Raw genomic sequence first — 21,924 nt, 5'->3', positions numbered from 1 at the left:
TCGGGCTACGCCCTCCCGGCGCTCGCCAACACCCGGATCAAGTGGCCTGGTTTTGCTCCGCCCAATGGACGACTTTTACGCCGCCGTTGACATCCGCATTCGGCTGCGTATCTGCAATTCCATCCAGCTGCTGAATCGTTGCCCTGAAAAGCTTACGCATGATCCACGAGGTTTGCTCTCCATAGTCCGCAACGAACAGGCGACCGCCCGGTTCGAGCACGGAATGGATCTCGCTTAGAAGCCGCATCTTCTCGTCGAGGCGCACCTGATGGAGAACAAGGCAAAGCGTTGCGATACTCGGTGTAGGCCAGGCCGCGACCGCATCTGCGGACATCATCGCGCGCCTGAATTCGACGTCTATGCCCGCGCGCCGCGCTTTCGCGCGAGCGATCTCGATAGCATCGCCGTCCGGATCGATCCCCAAATAGGTGATCGCCGCATCGCCGGCGCTATGAGCAGCGAGAGACTGCCCGTTCCGGCTCCGACATCGAGTAGAACATCGTTGTCGTTCGGCGCGATGAGCCCGACAAGTGTCTTGCGCCATTTGGCCTCGCGGGTCGTGAGCCGGACACCAATGTCGTAAAGTGGCGTCAGGAAGCTGTAACCCGCAGGCGGCGTGTAGTTTGTCTGCTCGGCCATCACGCTTGCCCTTCGTTTCGTACCGGGCCAGTCTCGGGTGAGGGCTGCCGCGTTCTAAACGGTTCGGTTAGCTGAGCCAGATACGTCTCGGGATAAGATTCCACACCAGCGAGGCCGACGGTTCCGGATCTTATATGCGCGCTCGAGACAAACTTGCCCGTGCCAAGAAGCAGGTCCCAAATGGTGAAAAAGAGGCCGAAATTGACATTGCCCTCGGTTTCGGAGGCGAGGTGATGGTGGCGGTGCACCGGTGCAACGGCCCAGAGATATCTGAGCAGCCCGATCCGCATATCGACATTGGAGTGCTGAAGTTGCAGCTGGATCACGACCGCAAACGTCCCGACAACGGCGACGTCGGTGGGGATACCCAAAAGCAACCATGGCAGAGCGCCGACTGAAATCTCGATCAACTGGTGGACGGGGTGTTTCAGAAGACCATTGAAACCGTACATCCGGCGGACGGAATGGTGGACCGCGTGGAACCGCCACAACAGCGCGTTTCGATGACTGGCATAATGCGTGAGCGTAATGCCAACATCGAGAATGATGATAGCGAGCACAACCTGCGTCCAGAACGGCCATGCATCCGGCCAAACCGAAGGCCACGGAACGAAGCTCGCGATAATGGGCAACAAGAGAACCAAGATGAGGATCGACCCTTCGTTCACGAACGCATGAGCTATATCTCGCCGCGAGTCGCCATGGCTCGAGTTCCAGCGATCATCGAACGGCGCGATACGCTCTGCGAGCAGGGACACTGCAACCGAACCGAAAAACAGAGGGATCAACCAGCCCCGTGACACACCATTCGATATGATCAATGTGGCGCTGCCTAGAAAAACCAGGAAATACAAAGGTGCGTACAGGGATCGAAAAATTGCCATGCAGAACTCCATCAGGTCTGATGGTGAGTTACGCTGGCTAAGCGTGCGCAGTATTGAATGTTTCGCTGAGATCATCAGCGAAATGTCGTTATCTTGAGCCTTGCGAGGCCGCGCGACGGTGTCACACCAAACCACTCAACAAGGCGGCGCGTAAAATGCGCCTGGTCGGAAAACCCTCCGGCCGCCGCTGCTTCGGCCAGATTGTGCGAGAGATCGAAGGCCTCGATCGCTTTTTGGACTTGGAGCCACTGCAAAAGCTTGGTCGTCGGCACTCCAAAATCACGAACAGAGATTTCGCGCAAACGGGTTGTCGAAATTCCCAAGATGCGCGCCAACTCGGCCGGGGAAGTACCAGGGTCCAGATTATCGAGAATTGGCCCAAGCCGGTGATCAATCCGCGTTACGGCTCCTTTGCGCAGAAAGGTTTCAATCCAAAGTTGAGCATCCTGACTAGATCGGATGACTGCCAAAGAGTTCGATTCAACCGCCGTCAGCGTCATTAAGCCGGTAAGCCGGTCGAGGTCGCGTACCCCGCGGAAGGTTGGATCGACATACAGCGAGCGGAGGGCGGCCCCCGATGGCTGTAGGCTATGCTCGAATCCCGCCGGCACCAGTACTGCGGCACCTTCTGCGAGATCCATCGTAGCAGTGCCAATGACGCTGACTGTCCCTGCAAGCGCCAGACTCACTTGATGCGCCACGTGCCTGTGGGGCCGGTTGTCGCCAACCTGTGCATCCAGCAGAGCCCAGCCTACACCAAGCATTATCTCGCCGGTCCATTCGGTCTCGGTTTTCTTCAAAGCGGGAATACTCCTCTCGAACGGCTTGGCAATTTAGGCAGTATCCTCGGTCTGCGCAGGCTTCGGGTCGCCAAATTCGCTCGAACGCAGAACTCAGTGCCGTTCCAGCATTCGAATGCGCCAAGTGTATGGTCTGGCATACCAACACATCTAGCCATGACCTGCCGAGAAATTATTCGACGCAGAGAGTTCCAGTTTGGCTCAGGAACGAAAATGCCCAGCGCGCTCCACCAGCTGGTTCATCTGGGTTGCTGCGTGGATCGTCAGGGGATGCTGCGTGGCGTCCGGTCGCGGCGTGATAAGGTCGGCCATGGCAGCGACCTGCTCAAGCTGCGCATCGCTTGCCTTCGACAGCAGACTGAGCACAATGTTTTCAAGAGCGATCACCCGAATACGCAGCTGGGTCAGCTCGGTATCCGAAAGTGCGGGAATATCCTCTTCCTCGCAAGCAGCGGCGAGCGCTTCCTGGGGGCCGCATGGCAATGCTCCGCCTTCGTCTTCCCAGCGGGACAGCGCTGTGTCCTTCATTCTTCTAGTCACAACAAGTCCTCCTTCCAGAGACAGTGGTGTCCAAGCCCGCAAGGCACTGCAGCCTTTTCGCCAAAACGAGTCGAAACCAGCGCTCGAGACCCAGTGTACCAGAAAAGCGGAACCCCGCGCCTAGGGTTGGGTCAAGCGCGGGGTTCCTGAACGGCCCCGGGATACCTGCGACCCGCAGGGCTCGGGGGGAGACGGGGCCGCCATTCTATTGGTGAAGAGACGACAACCGGCCGGGAAACGGGCTCGGTTGTTCCCTTCACCTGAACGCTCGCCTTTCTTGAAAATCGATACATCGAGCGGGCATCGGCATGCCGGAACGTGTGATGAAAGCTTCGAGGCGGATTATGGGCATCACGAGACCCCTGTGACGGTCCATACTCTCTGAAACGGGACCATGCTCGCTCACATCCCGTCCATGTCGTGGTCCGACATCGATGGCATATCGTGACCCTCATGCGGATCGGGTGCCTGTGTTGGCTGGGCATCCGTCGGCGCGCGTGCGGTCGCAGGCGATGGCGCTCCCATCGGAGCGGTTGCCGGTCGGTCTGGTTGCCTCCCGGCAGGAGAAGCTTGAGCCGACCGGTTCGAATTGGCCTCTCTAGCGGCAGAAGCAGCGTTGTCTTTCTCGCCTTCGCCCGGGACCGTGCTCTTGGTCGGTGGAGCTGTATACAGCGGCAAGGCATCCGCTTCAGTTGTTGTATCCTGCGTCTGATCACAGGCGGCGAGCCCCATCGCCAGTGTCGCCGCAGCAAGAGGGGCGACAACCGCGCTCCAGTTCGATCTACGCATCATTCAATCCTTCAAAGCCAAGAGATACCAAGGTGGTCTGGGCCAGGCTCAAGTTCGCGGCCCAGAACTTCCTGAACAAGTCGAGAGCCGCCATGATCAAGATTGCGGTACGAAGCGGAGTCCGGCTATCGGAGGCCCGGCTCGCCAGATAGGCCATCGCCAGACCGAGCCCGGCGAACAGCATTCCATTCCAGCGATGAACCTGCGTGCGCTATCCCCGCCAAATCAGAGACCGATACGGTTTGAACCGAATATGATCGCAACGTTCGCCCGGACCACCACTTGCTAGTCGTCTTGCGCCAAGTCCTGACGGGCAGCCATCTGCTCCATCATATCGTGCATCATCATCATGCGCTGGTGACAGGCCGCCATCATATCGGCATTGCCGCCCTGCATCATGCCCGACATGTGCTCCTGCATTTTTGCACGATGTTCGGCCATCAGCCTCTGGCGTTCGGCAGGATCGCTTGTCGCGCGCGCCTGCTGCATAAGCGCGCGCATTTCATCCATCTTCGCGCGATGGGCCGTCATGGCCTCCGAATCCTGCATCATGTGGCCCGCCTGACCCTGCTGCTGTGCAGTAGCTTTCGCTCCGTGGTCGTGCTGTTGCTGGGCCAATGCCGGAGTGGCTGTCAGGCCGGTGGCGAGCGCGAAAGCAAGAACTGTGCGTCTCATTGTCGAATTCCCTTAGTCGGTTTTGCGGTGAATGCCATGTGCATTCATTGTCTATACGCAGCAGACGGCCCTTCCCCTCAAACAATTCGCAGAAGCGGTGGGGCGGGTAGGCCGTAGCACGGCCGGTTGCAGCGATGCTGTTTTTCGGCCACCCTTTTTGAGAGAGGTCGATAAAGTCGAATGGGGAATATCATGGTGCCAATAGAGCCGTCGGAGAAGCAGTCATGAGCACGGTCAATGAGGACGGCAGCTGGGATATTCCGGAGCCCGATCATGCCGAGCTGGTGCAAATGCGCATTCGCCTCATTACTCTCGAGAACATAGTTCTTGGCCTTTTGTCCGGGGCCAGCGATGAACAGATCGACCAGATCAGAAAGCGTGCGGACATGATCGAACCGCGCCCCGAGGCGAGCCGGCATCCGCTTACCGAACTGGCAGCAGGTGACATGCGGAAGTTTCTCGAACGCGCTGCTCGCATGGCCAAGGCGGAGGGCCGCGAAAACCATGACTGATCCAGGCTTTGGGGCAGCGAAGGCGCTATGCAGGAAATGGAAATCCGGCCGCTTGCTATTTGCTGGCGCAGACTATTCGGGCGTGCCTGCAGAATGACCAGAACCCATTGGCTGATCTTTTTTTGCGGGAGCCTGATCGCGTTCGTCTGGGAGATCTTCCAGATGCCGTTTTTCAAGCCGGGCAATCTCGAGACTTATGAGCAGACCATTCGCTGCGGCATCGCAAGCCTGGGCGATGGCGTGATCCTGCTCACAGCTTATAGCCTTGCTGCACTGCGCGGCGGGCATGCGTGGCCCTGGCAGTCAGACAAACTACCCTATGCGATCTATTTCGGCTTCGGGCTCGTCGTCGCAATCGCCGTCGAAATGATCGCCACATCGCTTCCGGCAAACAGTTTCCTGAGCTGGCGCTACAGCGAGTTGATGCCGCACGAGCCAGTGACGGGCCTGGCGCTGATACCAATCGCGATGTGGACGATCGTGCCCGCGCTAACCATCCTTCTCGTCCGCTTCGCGCACGTCGAGCCTGATTGACTTAGTAACGCGTTCAGGATGCGTGGGACAGGTCTAGTTTGTGCCTTCGGGCACATCCTCCACGGCGTCTGGATGCGCGCCCGACAGATATAGCTCGGGATCGCTGATGAACTGGTCGTGGCAGCGCGACGAACAGAAATAATGTTTCGCGCCCTCACGCGTCGCGATGTGCTCGGCTCCTTCGATCGCGACGCTCATGCCGCATACCGGGTTGATCGCAGTACCCTCGATCACGCTCTCGCCCTTGCTCATCGCCTGTCCTTCCTAGCTCTGCACGACTACGAACTGCCCCATCATGCCAGCATCCTCGTGTTCGAGAATGTGGCAGTGATACATGTAGGGCAGCCCTGGGTCAGTGTGTTCTTCAAAACGCAGGAGAAGGCGAACCTGCTCGCGCGGGTTGACGATAACGGTATCCTTCAAACCGGTTTCCAGTGGTGGGGGCGCTCGGCCATCGCGGTCGATCACACGAAACTGGACATTATGGATATGAAACGGATGGGTCATCATCGAAGGGTTGGCGATCTCCCAGATTTCCCATTGGCCGACCGGCACACGTTCGTTGATCACATTCATGTCCATCGCAGCACCGTTAATGGACATTCCGCCGCCCATCATGCCCATGTCGAGAACGAAACGCCGGGTTCGGACGGCTGACGACGGGTCGGTTGGCGCAAGCGATGCCAGTTGTGTCGGCACCCTGATGCGCTGGGCCGAACTTGCCGGCCTGATATCGAGGATTTGAAACACGTCTCCGGAAGCATCGTCGCTATTGCCGCGACCCATCATTCCGCGTCCGCCCATCATGCCCATGGCGATTTCGGGACTGCTGGCAAGAAGGCGAAGCGGGCGTCCTTCCGAGAGATCGATAATTACCTGCGCGCGCTCCCCCGGTGCGAGCCTGACCGAGCGGACGATGTGCGGACGATCGAGCAAGCCGCCATCGCTCGCGATCAGTTGCATCGAACGATCACCTTCGAGCGAGAAATCGTAGAAGCGGGCGTTCGATCCGTTGAGGATGCGCAGCCGTAATTGGCCTGTCTGTGCGTCGAACACGGCATTCTCAGTGCCGTTGACGAATATCCGGTTCCCGCGCATGCCCATCATCCGCGTGTGCATGCTCAGCGGGTACACCAACCGGCCGAACCCATCGATCACGCGGTCCTGCACGATCAGCGGAATGTCGTCGACGCCATAGTCGCTCGGCAAGTCGAGGCGCTCTTCCTCGTCATCGCGAACATAGATCGGCGCGGCGAGCCCGGCATAGACCTGCGGCCCGGCTTTGCGCTCCAAGTGCGAATGATACCAGTAGAGCGAGGCCCGCTGGCGAACTTCGAAAGAGGGGCTCCAGCGTTCACCGGGACGGATCAACTGATGCGGTCCGCCATCGGCTGCGGCAGGAAGTTCGAAACCATGCCAATGGACCGTAGCGCCTTCGGCCAGATTGTTGTCGATATGGAACTGCACCCGCTCGCCCCGGCGCATTTCCAGCGTCGGTCCCAGATAGGGTGCGTCGATGCCGATGGTGGACGAAGCAACACCGGGGACGAATTCCTTCTGGCCTGGTGTCAAAGACAGGCGGAAAACCCGCGTGCCCTGCTCTATCTCGCCACTCTGCAAGGGCGGTATAGCGAGCGGATTGGACCCTGGAGTGCTGTCCAGCATCGATGCGTCTTGCGCTTTGCATCCTGCAAGCGGGAACGCGGCAAAGCCTGCAGCAGCAAAGCCTGCGCTTTTGATCAGTCCTCGGCGGTCTACGGATAATGCATGGGTGATGCGGGGTGTCCGGATCATGCTCCTCCTGTTTCGCGATGGGCGGCGCCAGATTTGCCTGGCACCACCCGACCGATTTATTCCTTCGTGATCGACGTGATCACACTGCCTTCAGAACCAGTACGAAATTCAAAGGCAATGCCCTCACCGACGCTTACTTCGCTGCGCAGTTGCTCATCGGCTTCGAACGCCATGGTCATCGCCGGCCATTCGATTGCGGGGACCGGGCCGTGGTCGACGGTGATCGTACCCGCTTCGGCGTCGATGGCGGTGACGGTGCCTTGCGCACTCGCGGACTGCATTGCGTTGCCAGTGTCCGTCATTGGCATATCCTGGCCGTCCATCATCATTGCATCTTCAGCCATCGGCATGTCCTCCATCTCGGCAGTGTCCTGGCCAGAATCGCAGGCCGCCAGCGCCAGCGGCGCGGCCAATAGGGTTATGAGGGTTGTGGTTCGCATTCTTCTTCTCCTTGGGGTTGGGTTGGCCGTTCGGGCCGGGGGCGCCGCATCAACAAATATGCGGCGGGGATAACGAACATGGAAAGCAGCGGGGCGGTGATCATGCCGCCCACCATCGGTGCGGCGATGCGGCTCATGACTTCCGAACCTGCGCCGGTTCCAATCAGGATCGGGAAGAGACCGGCCAGAATAACGGCCACGGTCATCGCCTTGGGCCGGACGCGTAGGAGTGCGCCCTCCCTGATGGCTTCGCCCACACCGTCCGCATCGAGGGCACCACTGCGCCGGGCCAGCGCAGACTTGAGGTAGATCAGCATGATGACGCCGAACTCGGCAGACACACCGGCAAGCGCAATAAAACCCACCGATGTCGCAACAGACTGGTTGTAGCCCATCAGATAAAGCAGCCAGAAGCCGCCGGTCAGGGCGAAGGGCAGCGTGCCCATAACAAGTAGCGCTTCGTCGAAGCGGCGGAAGATCAGATAGAGCAAAACGAAAATGATGCCGAGCGTCGCGGGAACGACGACCTGCAACCGCTCATTGGCGCGGGTGAGATATTCAAACTGGCCCGCGTAAGAGATGCTCACACCGGCAGGCAGATCGACGCCGTCTGACACTGCCGCCTGAAGATCACTTACGACCGAAGTAAGATCGCGCCCGCGCGTATCGACATAGACCACGCTGATGAGACGGCCTTGCTCATTCTTGAGCATCGGCGGACCGTCGCTGATGCTCACCTGCGCTACGGTCCCAAGCGTGATTTGCTGGCCAGAGGGGGTTAGCAAAGGCAGCGCGCGCAGTTCTGCGAGGCTGTCGCGGATCTCGCGCGGATAGCGCCCATTGATGGGATATCGCGCCAGTCCTTCGACCGTTCTGCCGATATTTGCCCCGCCGATCGCGCCTGACACAATCTGCTGAACATCGGCGATGTTCAATCCGAAACGCGCCGCAGCGACCCGGTCGATGTCCACGTCGACATAGCGGCCTCCCGAAAGACGCTCTGCCAAAGCGGAACTGACTCCGGGAACCTGCTTGGCAACGTTCTCGACCTGCAACGCCACGCGCTCGATCTCAGCAAGGTCCTCGCCGGATACTTTCACGCCGATCGGGCTCTTGATACCGGTCGCGAGCATGTCGATGCGGTTGCGGATCGGTGGCACCCAGACATTGGCGAGTCCCGGCACCTGCACTGCACGATCAAGCTCCTCGACGAGCTTCTCTGGCGTCATTCCCGGCCGCCACTCCTCGCGCGGCTTGAAGCGGATCGTTGTTTCGAACATCGTGAGCGGCGCAGGGTCGGTCGCTGTATCAGCCCGCCCCGCTTTCCCGAACACGGTATCGACTTCGGGCACGGATTTGATCAGGCGGTCGGTCCGCTGAAGCAATGCGGACGCTTCACCAGGAGACAGGCCAGGCAGAGCGCTCGGCATGTAGAGGAGATCGCCTTCGTCGAGCGGCGGCAGGAATTCCCCTCCCAGACGGGTGAACGGGACCAGCGTTGTCAGGAATACGAGGCCTGCCACGACGAGAGTGGTCTTGGGTCGGCTGAGCACCCAATCGAGACCGGGCCGGTAGGCCTTGGTCAGGACACGATTGAGGAGGTTGGTATCCTCCTTGGGTATCTTGCCGCGGATCAGCCAGCCCATGAGTACAGGAACCAGTGTCACCGACAGTATCGCTGCCGCCGCCATCGCATAGGTCTTGGTAAAGGCCAGCGGCGAAAAGAGCCGCCCTTCCTGGGCCTGCAAAGTAAAAACCGGGAGGAACGAGAGCGTGATGATGAGAAGGCTGAAGAAGAGCGCTGGCCCCACCTCTTTCGACGCCTCCGCAATCAGCTTCCAGCGCTCGCCGCTGGACATCTCCTCGTCGGGATGATCCGCTTCCCAATGCTCGATATGCTTGTGGGCGTTCTCGATCATAACGATGGCGGCGTCGACCATCGCGCCGATTGCGATGGCGATGCCGCCCAAGGACATGATGTTGGCATCGACTCCCTGAAAACGCATCACGATAAAGGCGGCCAGAACCCCTAGCGGGAGCGTGACGATGGCCACGAAAGCCGATCTCACGTGCCACAGGAATAACGCGCATACGATCGCAACGATGATGAATTCGGCGATGAGTTTGCCGGTCAGGTTTTCGATCGATGCGTCGATCAGCTTCGAACGATCATAGGTCGTGACAATCTCGACCCCTTCGGGAAGACTAGCTTGGAGCACGTCGAGCTTCTCTTCGACAGCCGCGATGGTTGCCCGCGCATCCTCGCCCTGTCTAAGCACGACAATACCTCCCGCGACCTCGCCTTCCCCATTGAGCTCGGCGATACCGCGCCTCATTTCGGGCCCAAGCTGGATCGTGGCGACATCGGACAAGGTGACGGGGATACCGTTACCGACCGATTTCAGCGGAATCTGCCTGAAGTCGTCGAGAGACGTGAGATAGCCTGATGCGCGGACCATAAACTCGGCCTCGCCCATTTCGACAACCGATCCTCCAGCTTCCTGATTGGAGGCCTGGATGGCACGCACGACATCGCTGTAAGTGACGCCAAGCGAAGCCATCCGGTAGGGTTCCAGCACGACCTGGTACTGCTTGACCATGCCGCCGACGCTGGCGACCTCGGCTATGCCCGGAATAGTCTGGAGCTCAAAACGCAGGAACCAGTCCTGAAGGCTCCGAAGGTCAGCGAGATCGCTGTTCCCCGTTCGGTCAACCAGCGCATATTCGTAAATCCAGCCAACGCCCGTCGCGTCCGGCCCGAGCGAGCTGGTCACTCCGTCGGGCAATTCGTTTTGCACCTGGTTGAGATATTCAAGCACGCGCGAGCGCGCCCAGTAGAGGTCGGTCCCATCCTCGAAGATCACATAGACGAAGCTGTCGCCGAACATCGAATAGCCGCGCACAGTTTCCGCGCCCGGCACCGAGAGCATCGTCGTTGCAAGCGGGTATGTGACCTGATCCTCAACGATGCGCGGAGCTTGCCCAGGATAGTTCGACCGCACCACGACCTGCACATCAGACAGATCGGGGATCGCATCGACAGGCGTTGCGCGCACCGCCCAGAAGCCAGCGAGCGTAACCGCGATGGCCGCCAGAATGATGAAAAACCGATTGGCGATCGATGCATCGATTATGCGCGCTATCATCGCTCGGTCTTCCTGATAGACTCGATGCGCGGACCGGTGTCGTGCTGCGAGAAGGTGAACTCGACAGTATCGCCCGGTTCAATACCGTCAACTAGAGCGGCGTCGGCGAGGGCGAAGGGCATGACCATGCTTGGCCATTCGAGGGCGGGAACCGGCGCGTGATTGAGAGTGATCGAAGCACCAGCGATTTTCGTCACTCTTCCCGTGGCGGTGTACGTCCTCATCTTTGCTGAGCCATCGGATGCCATGCTCATGGTTCCGTCGATCGACCTGATATCGATCCCGGCCAAACTCGCCTCGGAGTCGATCAGGAACTGCCCGGAAGTGACGACCTCTTCGCCTTCGGCAAGGCCTGCCAGGATCTCAGTCCTGCCATTCGCCTCGCGTCCGATTTCGACCTCGGCTGGAAGAAAGGCGCCTTCATCCTGCTTGAGCATCACAAGATTGCGGCGGCCGGTTCGAATGACCGCCTCCGACGGTACCAGCAAGGCTCGCCGTGTGTCGGGTGAAAGCGACACCTGCGCAAACATCCCTGGCTTCAACCTGCCGCGTGGGTTCGGCAGCTCAGCCCGGACGGTGATGGTTCGGCTCGCGGCATCGGCGCTAGGAAGGATGGCAACAATTCGTCCCGCAAATCGCTCATCAGGATACGCTGCCAGGGTCGCACTGATGGGTTGGCCCTGCCGGATATTTACGGCCTGGACTTCAGGAACCGAAGCTTCCAGCCATATCGGCGAGAAGCCTGTAATCTCCGCGAGTGTCTGGCCTTCCGTCACGGTCATGCCTGGACGCACCCCCAGCACTGTTACAGCGCCGCCCACCGGTGCGGTGACTGTAAACGTGTTCTGGACGCGGCGGGTGCGTTCGACCGACGCGATCATCGCATCGGTCATGCCGAGCAGGCGCATGCGCTGCCGCATCGCGTCTGCAAGTGCCTGATCGCCGGTATCGAGCACGGCAATGTACTCGCGCTGCGCGCCGCCCCAATCAGGGACCAAGATATCGACGATCGGAGCGCCGCGACGCACGACATCGTCCTGCGCAAGGCCATAGGTGCGTTGGACATAACCGCCCGCTCTTGGCTGGACGATGGCAACATCCCGGCTGTTGTATGCCAGGACACCCGTCACGGTGATTTCCGGCTCGAGAACTCCGAACTCGGCCGCTGCGGTGCGAATGCCGAAATTCTGGACAAGGCCCGGATCAATCCGGACGCCCGCTTCGGCGGCTTCTCCCGCGCATTTGGGTACCAGCATCATGTCCATGAAGGGCGACTTGCCAGGCTCGTCAAAGCGCTGTCCGGGAACCATCGGATCGTACCAGTAGAGCACCTCTTCGCACTCCGTCTCGGAGGAGCCCGACATCCCACCCTCGCCCTCATCTCCTACGAGCGAGAGCGCGTATCCAGCGCCGAGGCTGACAAGCGCGACGGCCGCGATGATTGCATAGGTTCGCTTTGAAGGGCCGGAGCTGTCGACTGTATCGCTCATGGCTGCTGCTCCCCGTAGGTCAAGCGAAGCATCTCGGCCCATTCCACGGTCGCGGCTTCGCGTTCAAAGATTTCAAGATCGAGCAAGGCCAGATCCGCCTTTGCTGCAATCACATCGATCAGGTCTGCGTTTCCGGCAGCAAAGCTCGCCGTTTCCAGTTCAACCCTTTGCCGGGCCAGCGGCAGCAATTCATCGCGGGCGCGTTCCCATTGGCGCTTCGCACTGCGCCATGAGGCGAGATCGGATTCGAATTGCACACGCAGCGCGCGCAAGCGATCATCGCGCTCTGCCTGCGCCGCAGCAGCTTCTGCCTCGGCGGCGCGAATGCGCGGCCTTTGACGTTGATCGGTGAAGATGGGCAGGGTAACCGATCCCATGACAGAGAATGCGTCTCCGAAGGCAGGGTCGCGTCGGCCATAGTTTACGCTCACTCCGAAGTCGGGGCGCAAGTCGGCGCGCGCGAGGTCGGCGTTCGCTTCTGCGCGTCCGGTGGCCGCATCGGCAAGACGGATGACGGGGTTAAGGTCCAGAGCTTGCTCGAGGCTGCCGCTGTCGACATTGGCTGCTGGCGCATCACCCGCGATGGTAGGACTGTCTGTTCGAACGTAGCTGGCCAGCATAGCGCGTGCAGCGTCGCGTTCGGCTTCTATTCGCGTGATCGCATCTTCGATGACCAGAAGCTCGCGGCGAATGGCGAGGCTTTCAGCAGGACGGGCCGATCCGGATGCAACAGCGCTGTTTGCCACCGGCTGTAGCCTGCGCAGATCGCTGAGAGCCGTATGGGCGAAGGCGAGCTTCTGTTCGGCATAGTACAAGTCGATCCAAGCCGCTGATGTGGCGATGTCGATCCGTTGCTGCGCAACCCCAAATCGCATTTGCGCGATGGCTACATCTGAGTTCGCCACACCTCGACGCGCTCGGCGCTTTGCAAGGTTTGGGATTGGTTGCTCAATGCCAACAGCAATCTGCGTTGGAAGCTGGCGATCAAACTCGATCGCCACAGGCCCGGTAATTGGCAGGTTTGCAATCCCGCCACGCAAGATAGGATCGGGCAGCTCATCTGCGGCATCCGAGACATCTCGCGTCCCATCGATACGCAATTGCGCGGCCTGGAGCAGCGGCTGATCCTCGCGCGCTGCCCGCAAGGCTTCTTCATAGCCAACCGGCTGCGCGAGTACGACCTGCGCCTGCATCAGCGCGGCGGCAAGGATACCGCCTATGGACCATTTCATGGGAATTTCTCACTCGATTTGCGTGCCGAGGTCCGGCGGCAATGGCGGTGCATTGCAGCGTCAAGACCACGCATTCAGAAGGCGCAATTCGCCTTCAGGTTATGCAATCAAGTCAGATTCGTGGAGGGGGGTAATCGGGCGCAGAAGCGCGACTGAGCAGAGGTGAAGTAATGTTCGACAAATACACAGGGCCGTCGGAAAACGGCTTAACAACATGCGAAGGCGCATCGCTCCCCACCCAAACGGGAGAAACCGCGTTGGTTGCAAGCAAACAATCAGCCGACATGCCTTCACACGGTGCGTCAGTATTGCCGTTATGGCTGTGCATTGGTTCATCGCCCTCAGAGTGGTGCATCATTTCAGCACAATCGGAAGCGAGCATATTCTCCGATTGAGGCGTTGGCATGGCCTGCACGGGTGATTGGATCACGAAACCAATGCAAAGCATTGTCAGCAAAAAGGAACGCAATCGAGCCATCGTCGAGAGCCTAGCCCGGTTTATTCATGAGGCCGCAGCAGCGAAGTGGATGGGCCTTGATCTGACGTTGGCGGCGTAGTCCGGGCGAGCGTCTTCGACGGCATTTTTCACCGCGTCAGGATCAATGGGCTTTTCGAGGTTGATGGAATGGAGCTCGGAGTTCGGCGGCACAGCCGCACCGCCTAAGTAGGTGCAGGCCTGAGATTGGTGGCGATGGCTTTCAAAACGGAGGCATCGGGACAGGCTGACGCGAAGGCGACACGGATGCGAGTGGCGCTCTCAATGACGCGGGCAGCGACCTTGAGCAGCCTGAGGCGCAACGTTGCGAACTCGGCGGTCGCGAGCGAGGCTGCCTTGGGGATTTCCTGCTGAATGCGCCACAGGAGCCAGTATGCGGCGGTGTGCAGGATGAGGCGCATCTGATTGGCGTTGGGAGAGCGGCACGAGGTGCGATCGCTGGCCAGCTGGGTCTTGTGCAGCTTGATCAGGTTTTCGGCCTGACCGCGCGCGCAGTAGAGCGTATCATAGATGTGCTCGGCCGAGCCTTCGGTCAGCGAAGTGACGACATAGCGGATGTCCATGCCCATCGTACTGGCCTCGATCCGGGCGACGACGCGGCGCTGGCACTTCCAGCTTTTGGCCCCGTAGCGGGTCTCGGCATAGGTGCGCAGGACCGGGTACTGGCGCTGAGCGCGTTTGACCGCACAGGCATCGGCGGCAACGACGATTTCGGGATCGGCGCGTAGCACGGCGTTGGTCGGCAGGCCGAACACGTAGTCGACGCCGCAACCCTCGCAGACGGCCATGACCTCGGGCCGCCCATAGTGCCCGTCGCCGCGGATGGTGATGTGCGTTTCGGGCCATTGCCGGCGGATGTGGCGCACGAGGCGCCGGATGTGACCGGCAGCTTCAACACCAGACGGTGTCTTGCCGGTGCGCAGCAGCATCGCCACCGGCCGGCCAGTGGCGGTGTCGTAGACATGGATCGGCAGGAAGCAACGCTCGCCATGATGACCATTCCAGAACGACAACTGCTGATAGCCATGGACGACATCGCAGGTATCATCGATATCCAGCGTCACCGCCGCCGGCGGGGCCGGATAGCTGGCGCAGTAGATGTCGATCATCGCGGCCAGCATCTTCGCCAACTCGCGCGTGATCGGTGCATTCTCCCACCGGCTCATCGTCGGTTGGCTGGCCAGCCCCGCGCCCGATCCCGGCAGCTTGCCCAGGGCCAGGCGGAAGCCCGGATCGTCGCGCAGGGCATCGAGATCGTCGGCATCCTCATAGCCGCAGGCGATCGCGAACACGCGGGCACGCAGGATGTCGTCGAGGCGATGGATCACCCGGGCAGGATCGCGCGGATCGGCAATGCAAGTCGCAAGCCGCTGGCAGATACCCATCGCGCGCTCGGCCTGCGACAGCAACAGAACGCCGCCGTCCGAAGTGAGCCGACCACCGTCGAACGCGGCTGTGACTTTCTTGCGGTCGACCGCTGGGAATCGGAAGGGGCTTGCGATATCGTCGTTCATGGCGGGTGTGGCCTGTGGCATTTTCTGCCCTGCAGCAGGGCCGGTGTAGACACCCAGTTCCTAATTCAGATCAGAGGCTTATGCCACTCCCGCCAACCCTTCGTAGCCAACCCCGTGAATAAGACGGGCTAGAGACTTTGCGGCTTATCGACAAGGATGCATGTACCTGCGGACAGAGGCGCAACCATTGCCTTGGTGATATGCGATTTTCTAGCCTGAGCCGGTCTCGGCCGACAATCGACTGTATTACGACCAATGCACCCTGTGCGTGCCAAGCCTGAGACTTTGGAAGATCACGGCTCGCCGGCAGCGGAGCTTCGGGGAAATATGGGATTGAAAGAAACATGAACGCGGTGATCGTCTACGAGCTTTGCTGCTTCCAAGCGCCCATGGAGCCGAGATAGATGTCGAGGCGCTTGAAGCCCTGGCTCGCCAGCCAGCCTGCGGCAACGCTCGCCCGCATGCCGCTCGCGCACATCAGCGTGTAGTGTCGGTTGCGGTCGAGCTCTTTCCATCGCGTGTTGAGCTCGCCAACATAGATATGTTCTGAGCCGTCGATGCTTGCTTCCTGTCGTTCGTCCGCGTCGCGCACGTCGAGCAAAGTCCATTCACGGCTGTCCTGATTGAGCCTGCGCGCGATTTCCTCGGTGCCGATCATGGGAATGTTGCGCATCGCTTTGCCCTGAGCAGCGGCCGGAACCACGCCGACATAGCCGCCGACAACATTATCGAGACCGATGCGCACCAGATGGGCCGTGACGTGGGCTAGCTGGTCTTCCTGGGAAGCGACGAGCGCGATCCTGTCGCCTTCACCGAGGAACCATCCGGCAAAGGCCGGTATCATTCCCACCGGAAGGCACATGGCACCCGGCAGATGGCCGGCAGCGTAGGCGAGCGGCTCGCGCACATCGACCAGGTGATCAGCGCCGCTCTTGCTAAGGTCTTCCAGCCCCAGACGCCTTGGCCGCATAATCCGCGGCGCGGCATCGGACCCTTCGAGGTTGAGCCGCTCCATCAGCCGGAAATAGGGCGGCTGGTAGTGGTGTTCTGCCACCTTCGCCTTGATGAACTCGTCGCGGTCGGAGATGCGCAGTCGCGGGTTGTTGCATCGCTCGTGGCCGATTGTCGAGAATTCCCGGTCCGCCATTCCCGACCCGCAGACCGAGCCCGCACCATGCGCCGGGTAGATAATCGCCTGATCGCCGAGGCCGCAAAGTTTCTGCAGGGAATCGAACAAAAGGCCCGCGACTTCTTCCTTGCGCTCGGGATAGAAGTCGGTGCGCCCGACATCGCCGACGAACAGCGCATCGCCGGTAAAGACGCCGACCGGTCCCTCGCAATATTCGCTGTCATGGATGACGAAAGCGAGATGATCGTCGGTGTGTCCAGGTGTTTCAAGCACCTCGATCCGCAATTGACCCAGCTCGAAACAATCGCCCTCGCGTGCGGTATTGGCAAAAACGATCTCGCCTGCCGCGTTGGGCCCGTGATAGACCGTGGCTCCTGTCAAATCGGCCAAAATCGGCGAGCCGCTGAGCAGATCCTCATTGCGATGGGTTTCGAAGATATGCGTGATCTCCAGCCCTTCGGCCCGGGCCTTTTCGACATAGACCTCGCAGTCCCGGCGCGGATCGATGACCGCCGCCTGCCCGCCCGAGCCGATGATATACGAGAGGTGCGAGAGACCGGGGGTTTTGATCTTCTCCAGAAACATACGACTTCCTTGTCTGTTGCTCAAAACTTGTAACGTGCGGGCCCGTCACAAGTCGAAAAATGATACGCCGTTTAATCGATACCGAGTTCGGCCTTGATGGCGGCAGGACTTTCGAACTGTTCGGCTTCGGGCCTGCCGATGGCAGGTTTTGCGTTGATCCAGATGTCTTCGCACACGAAGTCGAGGAGGCTTGCCGCGAGATCTGCATGACGGCATCGGAAACAGCCTTCTGCCAAGCGTTCGTCCGAAATGACGGCATCGCCGGTGTAAGGCTCATCCAGGAGCCAGCCCGGTCGTGCGGCCGTCCATTTGATGCCTTGGGCGTCGCTGAGCATCGCTTCCATGGCGCGCATCTGCTCGAGTATATTGAACAATGCAGGCTTGGCGGTGAGCTCAAACCACGCCGGAACGCTCGACTGATGTTCGACGAAGGCAGCGGAGATCACGGCAATGCGGTCGATCTTCGCTTGTGCCATCGCCCCGAGCAGGTTGCGCGTGCCATCGGAATAGAGCGGCGGTGGATCGATCGCATTGCCCGGACCGAAAGCGACACCGAGCGTCGAGATAACCGCGCGGCAGCCATCGAGATCGCCCGCGAAATCATCCGACAGCACATCGCATTCGATATATTCGAAGTCGCCCACCCGCTCGTCTGGCCCGGGCACGGTGTGTTCGAAGGCGCGGATCGGTATGTCCCGCGCAAGGGCACGCCGCAATAGCTCGGTGCCGGTCTTCCCGCCTGCACCGAAGACAGCGATGGGCCTCGTATCGGTCATCTGCTTGTTCCTGTTAAGACTGGTGAGGGCGACGAACGGAGGAGCTGCGGGCGCACGGGGTAGCCAACGGCCCGCCCATGCGCCCTGCCAGTATCAGGCTCCGCCTGCCGGACAGGTGGTATATCCCCAGAACCCGAACTCGTCCTTCATCCGGGGTCCGACGACGATCATCTCCTGCATTTGCAGACCCGCATCGCCTTCATCATCCAGTACACGGGTCCTGATCCGAAGCTCGCCATTCGAATAGCTGCCGGGGCCATCGGCGGTGACGGGGATCAATTTGCCATTGATCTTGATCGCACCGCCCCCGTCGCCGTCATATACAAACGAGGGAAAGGCTACTTCGGTCAGACGAAACTGGCAGGCCTGTCCTGCGCCCAGAGCAGCAAGGTCCGCGTCATTCATAGTCCCGGGAAGCATGAGGCCCGGGTCAACATTTGCCAGTGCACTGGCCGCGTCCTCGATCGGCGCGGCAGTGGCAGGCGGGTCGAGCTGGGCTTCGCGGTCGTTGCCCGGAGCGGTGTTCGAATTGCAGGCGGCGAGCGGCAGCGCGATGAGCGCCGTTAAAGCTATCTTGTTCATGGCTGCATCTCCTCGGGCAGGCGTTCTTCGGTCCGAGGACCGTTCTGCTCGATATCGTCTATGAGATATTTCATCTCGGCGATCTCGCGGCGCTGGGCGACGATGATTGCCTTGGCGAGTTCGCGAACGCGCGGATCTTTCAGGCTCGCCCGTTCGCTGGTCATGATCGCGATCGAGTGGTGCGGGATCATCGCTGCCATATATTCGGTGTCGTCGACGGTGGTCTGGCTGCGTACCAGCCAAAGTGCGAGCGCGAACACAAAGGCGCCGACGCCCAGAATGATAAAATTCTTGGTCCGGTCCTTGTACATGCCCCACATGAAGAGGAGCATGACGACCATCATCATCGCGCCCATGACAAACATCATCCAGAAGCGCGTTTCACTCCAGAAGACATCGTCAATGGTGAAGGTGTTGGCATACATCAGGAAGAACATGATGACGGTCGAAGTCGATACCATGGCCATGAACCGCCAGTAGTTGCCGCCCCCTCCCTTGTCCGAGTGGGTCGTCTTTTCGGTCATGCTTCTTCTCCTTTGTGCATCATGGTCCAGAATAGCTGCGCCGAGCAGCTGATGAGAGCGAAGCCGGTGAGGGCCTCGACGCCGGCGAGAACCCGCAGGTGCTCGGTTGGGAAAATGTCCGCCAAACCAAGCGTCGTCACGTTGATCAGAGAAAAATAGAAATAGTCCATCGCGGTCATCGCGCCGGCCTGCCGGAAGCCGCCCAGACCCAGCTCCTCGCCGATCCAGAAGCCGGCGGCGAAGAACGCCGCTACGGTCAGATGCGAGAAAAGAACGAGCAGCGCGATGCCCAGCTTGTGCAGAAGGCTGCAGTTTTGCTCGAGCAGCGTATGGCCCGCATTCAGTATGACGAGGTGCGAGCCCACCGATATCAGGAACAGCGAGGTCGCCAGGATTAAACCGAGGATCATGTAAAGACCTTGAGACCCATCCAGAGCCCCATCCCCATCATGAACAGGTTCTCTGTCAGCGAGACGAAACCGAGCGGGACGTTGCTGCTACCTCCGACGCAAGCGCATTTGAGCTCACGCTTGTCGATGTAGACAGCCTTGAAGACGCTGACAGCGCCGACGGTGCCGATGAATAATGCCAGCGGGGCAGAAAGCCAGGTCAGTGCGCCCGCGGTCATGAGAATGCCGGCAGCGGCTTCGCCGAACGGATAGACGAAGCCATAGGGCACCCAGCGCCGTGCGAGTAGATCGTAGTTGAGGAACATGGTCGAGAAACTGCGCACGTCCTGAAGCTTCTGGACGGCGAGCAAGGTCATCGAGAGGCTGACGAACCACTCCGCGGCCCGAACGGTGAAGAGGTCGTCAAAAAACGCCCAGCTCAGCCCGAGCGCGAGCAGCAGCGCGACCGCGAAAATCGCAATGACAGGCTGATAGCTGGTTTCGCCTTCCTCGGGCTGCGAGCGGCTTTTGCCGAAGAACTCGCGGACATCGTCATAGCCGCCAATGCGCTTGCCTTCCATAAAGGTCTGCGGCGTGGTCTCGACGTCGTGCTTGTCCTTGAACGCGTCGGTTTCCTCCCTGCTGGTCAGGTGATGATCGTCGACCTCGAAGCCTTGCCGCTTGAGAAGATCGACCGTTTTGATGCCATAGGGACAGACATGATCCTCCATCACCATCCGGTAAACACTCGCAGTTTTCATGCCTTTACAGCCCCTTGTTCACACGCACAGCCTGGGGCTGCTTGTTCAATTCCAATGTTCGTTTCGCGTTTTCGTTTCATCGTTCTTCGAAAGAGAAACGATGTTTGTCGCAATCGCCGACATTCCTCCCGCGAATCTCTTTCTGCCGGTCGATCGCGCGGCCTGGTACGGACAAGATGGACAAACTTCCGGTATTCCGATTGCAGCCGAATGAATAAAGACGGGCGGGGCGGCGCGAAATTACGGCGCCGCCTCAAAAATATTTATCTGAGCTGCCAAACAGCCAATGTTGCGCTCAAGGACGGTCGTGATCGCCGCTCCCGCTCTCGACCTTGTTTTCAATAGAATCTGTGTTCGTCTCCCTGCGCTGGCCGGACAGAAATATCCATTCCGCCACGAACACGGCCGCGATTCCGATCACCGCATAGGCAACCACGGCCGGATCGCTCTTGAGTTTGGCGGCCGTAAATGCGGCGAGCACAACGGCGTCGGCCGCCAGCGCGGTGAGCAGGACGGAAGCGCGGGCGCCGATCTTTTTGCGAAGACTGCGAAACACGCCCCAATGGACGAGCATGTCCATGACAAGGTAGAAGAAGGCGCCGAGCGAGGCGATGCGGGAAAGGTCGAACAGGACCGCCAGTGTGCCGGCTATGACGACCGTATAGACCAGCATGTGGCTACGGATGCCGCCCTTCATTCCGAAATGGCTGTGGGGGATCATCTTCATCTCGGTCAGCATTGTCAGCATCCGCGAGACGGCGAACACGCTCGCAATGACCCCCGACGTAGTCGCCGAGATGGCAATCGCTACGGTGAAATAGAACCCGAGATCTCCCAATGCGGGGCGCGCTGCCGCGGCCAGGGAATAGTCACGCGCCTGAACGATCTCGCCGATGCTGAGACTGGAGCCAACGGCCAAGGCGACGAGCAGATAAACCACGATGCACACGGCAATCGAGATCATGATTGTGCGACCGACATTCTTGTGCGGATCGACGATTTCTCCGCCACTGTTGGTGATGGTTGTAAACCCCTTGAATGCAAGGATCGAGAAGGCCACCGAAGCGAGCAATGCTTCGCCGTTCGACAAGGAAGCAGGCTCGGTAAAGGCGCCTGCGAACAGTCCGCTGGCCCAGATCGCCGCAACTGCGAACACCGCTATCCCGCCAACCTTTATCGCCGACATAACGAGCGAAAACCCGCTTACCGATCTATTGCCCGCGGCGTTGACCAGATAGGCGAAAACGATGAGTCCCAGCGCCAAGCCCGATATCAGCAATGCGTTTTCTTCGAGCCCAAACGGACGCAGCGCATAGGTCGCGAAGGTTCGCGCCACCAGGCTCTCATTGATAACCATCGACATGGCCATCAGCACTGATGCGGAGGCCGCGACGACACCCGGACCATAGGCCTTTTGCAGGATCATCGCGATGCCACCCGACGATGGCCAGGCATTCGACATCTTGATGTAGCTGTATGATGCGAGCGCGGTGATGAGCGCGCCTGCGACGAAGGAGAGGGGGAAGAGAGGGCCGGCAAGCTCCGCGATCTGACCGGTGAGCGCAAAAATGCCGGCTCCGATCATGACTCCGGTCCCCATGGCAACGCCGCCAAGCAGGGTGATGCTGCCCTTGTTCAGGCTGTCTTCGTGCGCCGAATGGGTATCCATGCGGTTATCCTTTCTTTGGCTTGC

General features: G+C 60.0%; 23 protein-coding genes and 1 pseudogene. 3 read left to right on the top strand and 21 right to left on the bottom strand.

Annotated elements, in window-relative coordinates; all coding sequences use genetic code 11:
• Positions 1-37: 37 nt before the first annotated feature.
• The 7 genes from LOZ77_RS11315 to LOZ77_RS11285 all read right to left on the bottom strand — a co-directional run bounded on the left by LOZ77_RS11315 (position 38) and on the right by LOZ77_RS11285 (position 4,327).
• Entirely contained in the window at positions 38-424 is a 387-nt protein-coding gene (locus LOZ77_RS11315; RefSeq protein ID WP_230279202.1) for a class I SAM-dependent methyltransferase, read from the bottom strand.
• Positions 358-639, bottom strand: a complete 282-nt coding sequence (locus LOZ77_RS11310; protein ID WP_230279201.1) for a hypothetical protein — start codon at positions 637-639, stop codon at positions 358-360. The genes LOZ77_RS11315 and LOZ77_RS11310 overlap by 67 nt, the downstream gene beginning before the upstream one ends.
• Positions 639-1,523, bottom strand: a complete 885-nt coding sequence (locus LOZ77_RS11305; protein WP_230279200.1) for a sterol desaturase family protein — start codon at positions 1,521-1,523, stop codon at positions 639-641. Before LOZ77_RS11305 ends, LOZ77_RS11310 begins: the two co-directional genes overlap by 1 nt.
• A 74-nt stretch (positions 1,524-1,597) precedes the next feature.
• Positions 1,598-2,323 (bottom strand): AraC family transcriptional regulator, encoded by a 726-nt coding sequence (locus tag LOZ77_RS11300; RefSeq protein ID WP_230279199.1) that lies wholly within the window; start codon positions 2,321-2,323, stop codon positions 1,598-1,600.
• Positions 2,324-2,524: 201 nt separating this feature from the next.
• Positions 2,525-2,863, bottom strand: coding sequence for a hypothetical protein (locus LOZ77_RS11295; protein ID WP_230279198.1), 339 nt, complete (start codon positions 2,861-2,863; stop codon positions 2,525-2,527).
• A 781-nt stretch (positions 2,864-3,644) separates the two neighbouring features.
• The gene (locus tag LOZ77_RS11290) at positions 3,645-3,836 is read right to left on the bottom strand and encodes a hypothetical protein (RefSeq protein ID WP_053059238.1); all 192 of its coding nucleotides are present in this window, start codon (positions 3,834-3,836) and stop codon (positions 3,645-3,647) included.
• A 101-nt stretch (positions 3,837-3,937) separates the two neighbouring features.
• Positions 3,938-4,327: a hypothetical protein gene (locus tag LOZ77_RS11285; protein WP_224199577.1), complete on the bottom strand. Its 390-nt coding sequence runs from the start codon at positions 4,325-4,327 to the stop codon at positions 3,938-3,940.
• Positions 4,328-4,551: 224 nt separating this feature from the next.
• Here LOZ77_RS11285 and LOZ77_RS11280 point away from each other — a divergent pair, with 224 nt between their 5' ends.
• Together LOZ77_RS11280 and LOZ77_RS11275 are read left to right on the top strand one after the other, a co-directional pair.
• Positions 4,552-4,839, top strand: a complete 288-nt coding sequence (locus tag LOZ77_RS11280) for a hypothetical protein (protein ID WP_047822791.1) — start codon at positions 4,552-4,554, stop codon at positions 4,837-4,839.
• A 93-nt stretch (positions 4,840-4,932) separates the two neighbouring features.
• A complete protein-coding gene (locus tag LOZ77_RS11275) occupies positions 4,933-5,373 on the top strand; it encodes a hypothetical protein (RefSeq protein WP_047822789.1) in 441 nt (146 codons plus the stop codon).
• Between the two features lie 36 nt (positions 5,374-5,409).
• Here the strand turns inward: LOZ77_RS11275 and LOZ77_RS11270 are convergent.
• From LOZ77_RS11270 to LOZ77_RS11245, 6 genes and pseudogenes are all read right to left on the bottom strand, one after another.
• Positions 5,410-5,625 (bottom strand): annotated as a pseudogene (locus tag LOZ77_RS11270) (YHS domain-containing protein); the annotation flags it as partial.
• A gap of 12 nt (positions 5,626-5,637) precedes the next feature.
• Complete coding sequence (locus LOZ77_RS11265; protein WP_047822785.1) at positions 5,638-7,167, bottom strand: multicopper oxidase family protein; 1,530 nt, start codon at positions 7,165-7,167, stop codon at positions 5,638-5,640.
• A 56-nt stretch (positions 7,168-7,223) separates the two neighbouring features.
• Positions 7,224-7,607 carry a copper-binding protein gene (locus LOZ77_RS11260; protein WP_224199585.1) on the bottom strand — a complete coding sequence of 128 codons (384 nt, stop codon included), beginning with the start codon at positions 7,605-7,607 and terminating at the stop codon, positions 7,224-7,226.
• Positions 7,586-10,753, bottom strand: a complete 3,168-nt coding sequence (locus LOZ77_RS11255; protein WP_230279197.1) for an efflux RND transporter permease subunit — start codon at positions 10,751-10,753, stop codon at positions 7,586-7,588. Before LOZ77_RS11255 ends, LOZ77_RS11260 begins: the two co-directional genes overlap by 22 nt.
• On the bottom strand, positions 10,750-12,243 hold the full coding sequence (locus LOZ77_RS11250; RefSeq protein ID WP_047822781.1) for an efflux RND transporter periplasmic adaptor subunit: 1,494 nt from the start codon (positions 12,241-12,243) through the stop codon (positions 10,750-10,752). Before LOZ77_RS11250 ends, LOZ77_RS11255 begins: the two co-directional genes overlap by 4 nt.
• A complete protein-coding gene (locus LOZ77_RS11245; protein ID WP_230279196.1) occupies positions 12,240-13,436 on the bottom strand; it encodes a TolC family protein in 1,197 nt (398 codons plus the stop codon). Before LOZ77_RS11245 ends, LOZ77_RS11250 begins: the two co-directional genes overlap by 4 nt.
• A gap of 209 nt (positions 13,437-13,645) precedes the next feature.
• Between LOZ77_RS11245 and LOZ77_RS11240 the strand changes: the two genes are divergently transcribed.
• Positions 13,646-13,870, top strand: coding sequence for a hypothetical protein (locus LOZ77_RS11240; RefSeq protein ID WP_156170874.1), 225 nt, complete (start codon positions 13,646-13,648; stop codon positions 13,868-13,870).
• A 265-nt stretch (positions 13,871-14,135) separates the two neighbouring features.
• Here the strand turns inward: LOZ77_RS11240 and LOZ77_RS11235 are convergent, their stop codons facing one another.
• The 8 genes from LOZ77_RS11235 to LOZ77_RS11200 form a co-directional block, all read right to left on the bottom strand.
• Positions 14,136-15,485, bottom strand: a complete 1,350-nt coding sequence (locus LOZ77_RS11235; protein WP_169749280.1) for an IS1380 family transposase — start codon at positions 15,483-15,485, stop codon at positions 14,136-14,138.
• A gap of 361 nt (positions 15,486-15,846) precedes the next feature.
• Positions 15,847-17,199 (bottom strand): rhodanese-like domain-containing protein, encoded by a 1,353-nt coding sequence (locus LOZ77_RS11230; RefSeq protein ID WP_230279195.1) that lies wholly within the window; start codon positions 17,197-17,199, stop codon positions 15,847-15,849.
• A gap of 71 nt (positions 17,200-17,270) precedes the next feature.
• Positions 17,271-17,975 carry an NAD(P)-dependent oxidoreductase gene (locus LOZ77_RS11225; RefSeq protein WP_046904122.1) on the bottom strand — a complete coding sequence of 235 codons (705 nt, stop codon included), beginning with the start codon at positions 17,973-17,975 and terminating at the stop codon, positions 17,271-17,273.
• Between the two features lie 93 nt (positions 17,976-18,068).
• Complete coding sequence (locus tag LOZ77_RS11220; protein WP_088712507.1) at positions 18,069-18,557, bottom strand: DUF6692 family protein; 489 nt, start codon at positions 18,555-18,557, stop codon at positions 18,069-18,071.
• Positions 18,554-19,081 carry a DUF305 domain-containing protein gene (locus tag LOZ77_RS11215; protein ID WP_047822772.1) on the bottom strand — a complete coding sequence of 176 codons (528 nt, stop codon included), beginning with the start codon at positions 19,079-19,081 and terminating at the stop codon, positions 18,554-18,556. Before LOZ77_RS11215 ends, LOZ77_RS11220 begins: the two co-directional genes overlap by 4 nt.
• Entirely contained in the window at positions 19,078-19,491 is a 414-nt protein-coding gene (locus LOZ77_RS11210; protein WP_047822771.1) for an ion channel, read from the bottom strand. Before LOZ77_RS11210 ends, LOZ77_RS11215 begins: the two co-directional genes overlap by 4 nt.
• On the bottom strand, positions 19,488-20,207 hold the full coding sequence (locus tag LOZ77_RS11205) for a glutaredoxin (protein WP_103022916.1): 720 nt from the start codon (positions 20,205-20,207) through the stop codon (positions 19,488-19,490). Before LOZ77_RS11205 ends, LOZ77_RS11210 begins: the two co-directional genes overlap by 4 nt.
• Before the next feature lie 319 nt (positions 20,208-20,526).
• Positions 20,527-21,900, bottom strand: a complete 1,374-nt coding sequence (locus tag LOZ77_RS11200; protein WP_047822764.1) for an APC family permease — start codon at positions 21,898-21,900, stop codon at positions 20,527-20,529.
• Between the last annotated feature and the right edge of the window lie 24 nt (positions 21,901-21,924).

The organism is Croceicoccus sp. Ery15, assembly GCF_020985305.1.
GTDB lineage: Bacteria > Pseudomonadota > Alphaproteobacteria > Sphingomonadales > Sphingomonadaceae > Croceicoccus.
Note: the sequence above shows the minus strand (reverse complement) of the source record. Positions and strands in the feature narration are given on the sequence as shown.

Coding starts and splice junctions, on each gene's coding strand:
- LOZ77_RS11255 (WP_230279197.1), bottom strand. CDS start 10,753: ATGATAGCGCGCATAATCGATGCATCGATCGCCAATCGGTTTTTCATC.
- LOZ77_RS11200 (WP_047822764.1), bottom strand. CDS start 21,900: ATGGATACCCATTCGGCGCACGAAGACAGCCTGAACAAGGGCAGCATC.
- LOZ77_RS11280 (WP_047822791.1), top strand. CDS start 4,552: ATGAGCACGGTCAATGAGGACGGCAGCTGGGATATTCCGGAGCCCGAT.
- LOZ77_RS11275 (WP_047822789.1), top strand. CDS start 4,933: ATGACCAGAACCCATTGGCTGATCTTTTTTTGCGGGAGCCTGATCGCG.
- LOZ77_RS11260 (WP_224199585.1), bottom strand. CDS start 7,607: ATGCGAACCACAACCCTCATAACCCTATTGGCCGCGCCGCTGGCGCTG.
- LOZ77_RS11265 (WP_047822785.1), bottom strand. CDS start 7,167: ATGATCCGGACACCCCGCATCACCCATGCATTATCCGTAGACCGCCGA.
- LOZ77_RS11230 (WP_230279195.1), bottom strand. CDS start 17,199: ATGTTTCTGGAGAAGATCAAAACCCCCGGTCTCTCGCACCTCTCGTAT.
- LOZ77_RS11250 (WP_047822781.1), bottom strand. CDS start 12,243: ATGAGCGATACAGTCGACAGCTCCGGCCCTTCAAAGCGAACCTATGCA.
- LOZ77_RS11220 (WP_088712507.1), bottom strand. CDS start 18,557: ATGAACAAGATAGCTTTAACGGCGCTCATCGCGCTGCCGCTCGCCGCC.
- LOZ77_RS11310 (WP_230279201.1), bottom strand. CDS start 639: ATGGCCGAGCAGACAAACTACACGCCGCCTGCGGGTTACAGCTTCCTG.
- LOZ77_RS11305 (WP_230279200.1), bottom strand. CDS start 1,523: ATGGCAATTTTTCGATCCCTGTACGCACCTTTGTATTTCCTGGTTTTT.
- LOZ77_RS11215 (WP_047822772.1), bottom strand. CDS start 19,081: ATGACCGAAAAGACGACCCACTCGGACAAGGGAGGGGGCGGCAACTAC.
- LOZ77_RS11240 (WP_156170874.1), top strand. CDS start 13,646: ATGTTCGACAAATACACAGGGCCGTCGGAAAACGGCTTAACAACATGC.
- LOZ77_RS11225 (WP_046904122.1), bottom strand. CDS start 17,975: ATGACCGATACGAGGCCCATCGCTGTCTTCGGTGCAGGCGGGAAGACC.
- LOZ77_RS11245 (WP_230279196.1), bottom strand. CDS start 13,436: ATGCAGGCGCAGGTCGTACTCGCGCAGCCGGTTGGCTATGAAGAAGCC.
- LOZ77_RS11290 (WP_053059238.1), bottom strand. CDS start 3,836: ATGCTGTTCGCCGGGCTCGGTCTGGCGATGGCCTATCTGGCGAGCCGG.
- LOZ77_RS11210 (WP_047822771.1), bottom strand. CDS start 19,491: ATGATCCTCGGTTTAATCCTGGCGACCTCGCTGTTCCTGATATCGGTG.
- LOZ77_RS11285 (WP_224199577.1), bottom strand. CDS start 4,327: ATGAGACGCACAGTTCTTGCTTTCGCGCTCGCCACCGGCCTGACAGCC.
- LOZ77_RS11205 (WP_103022916.1), bottom strand. CDS start 20,207: ATGGTGATGGAGGATCATGTCTGTCCCTATGGCATCAAAACGGTCGAT.
- LOZ77_RS11235 (WP_169749280.1), bottom strand. CDS start 15,485: ATGAACGACGATATCGCAAGCCCCTTCCGATTCCCAGCGGTCGACCGC.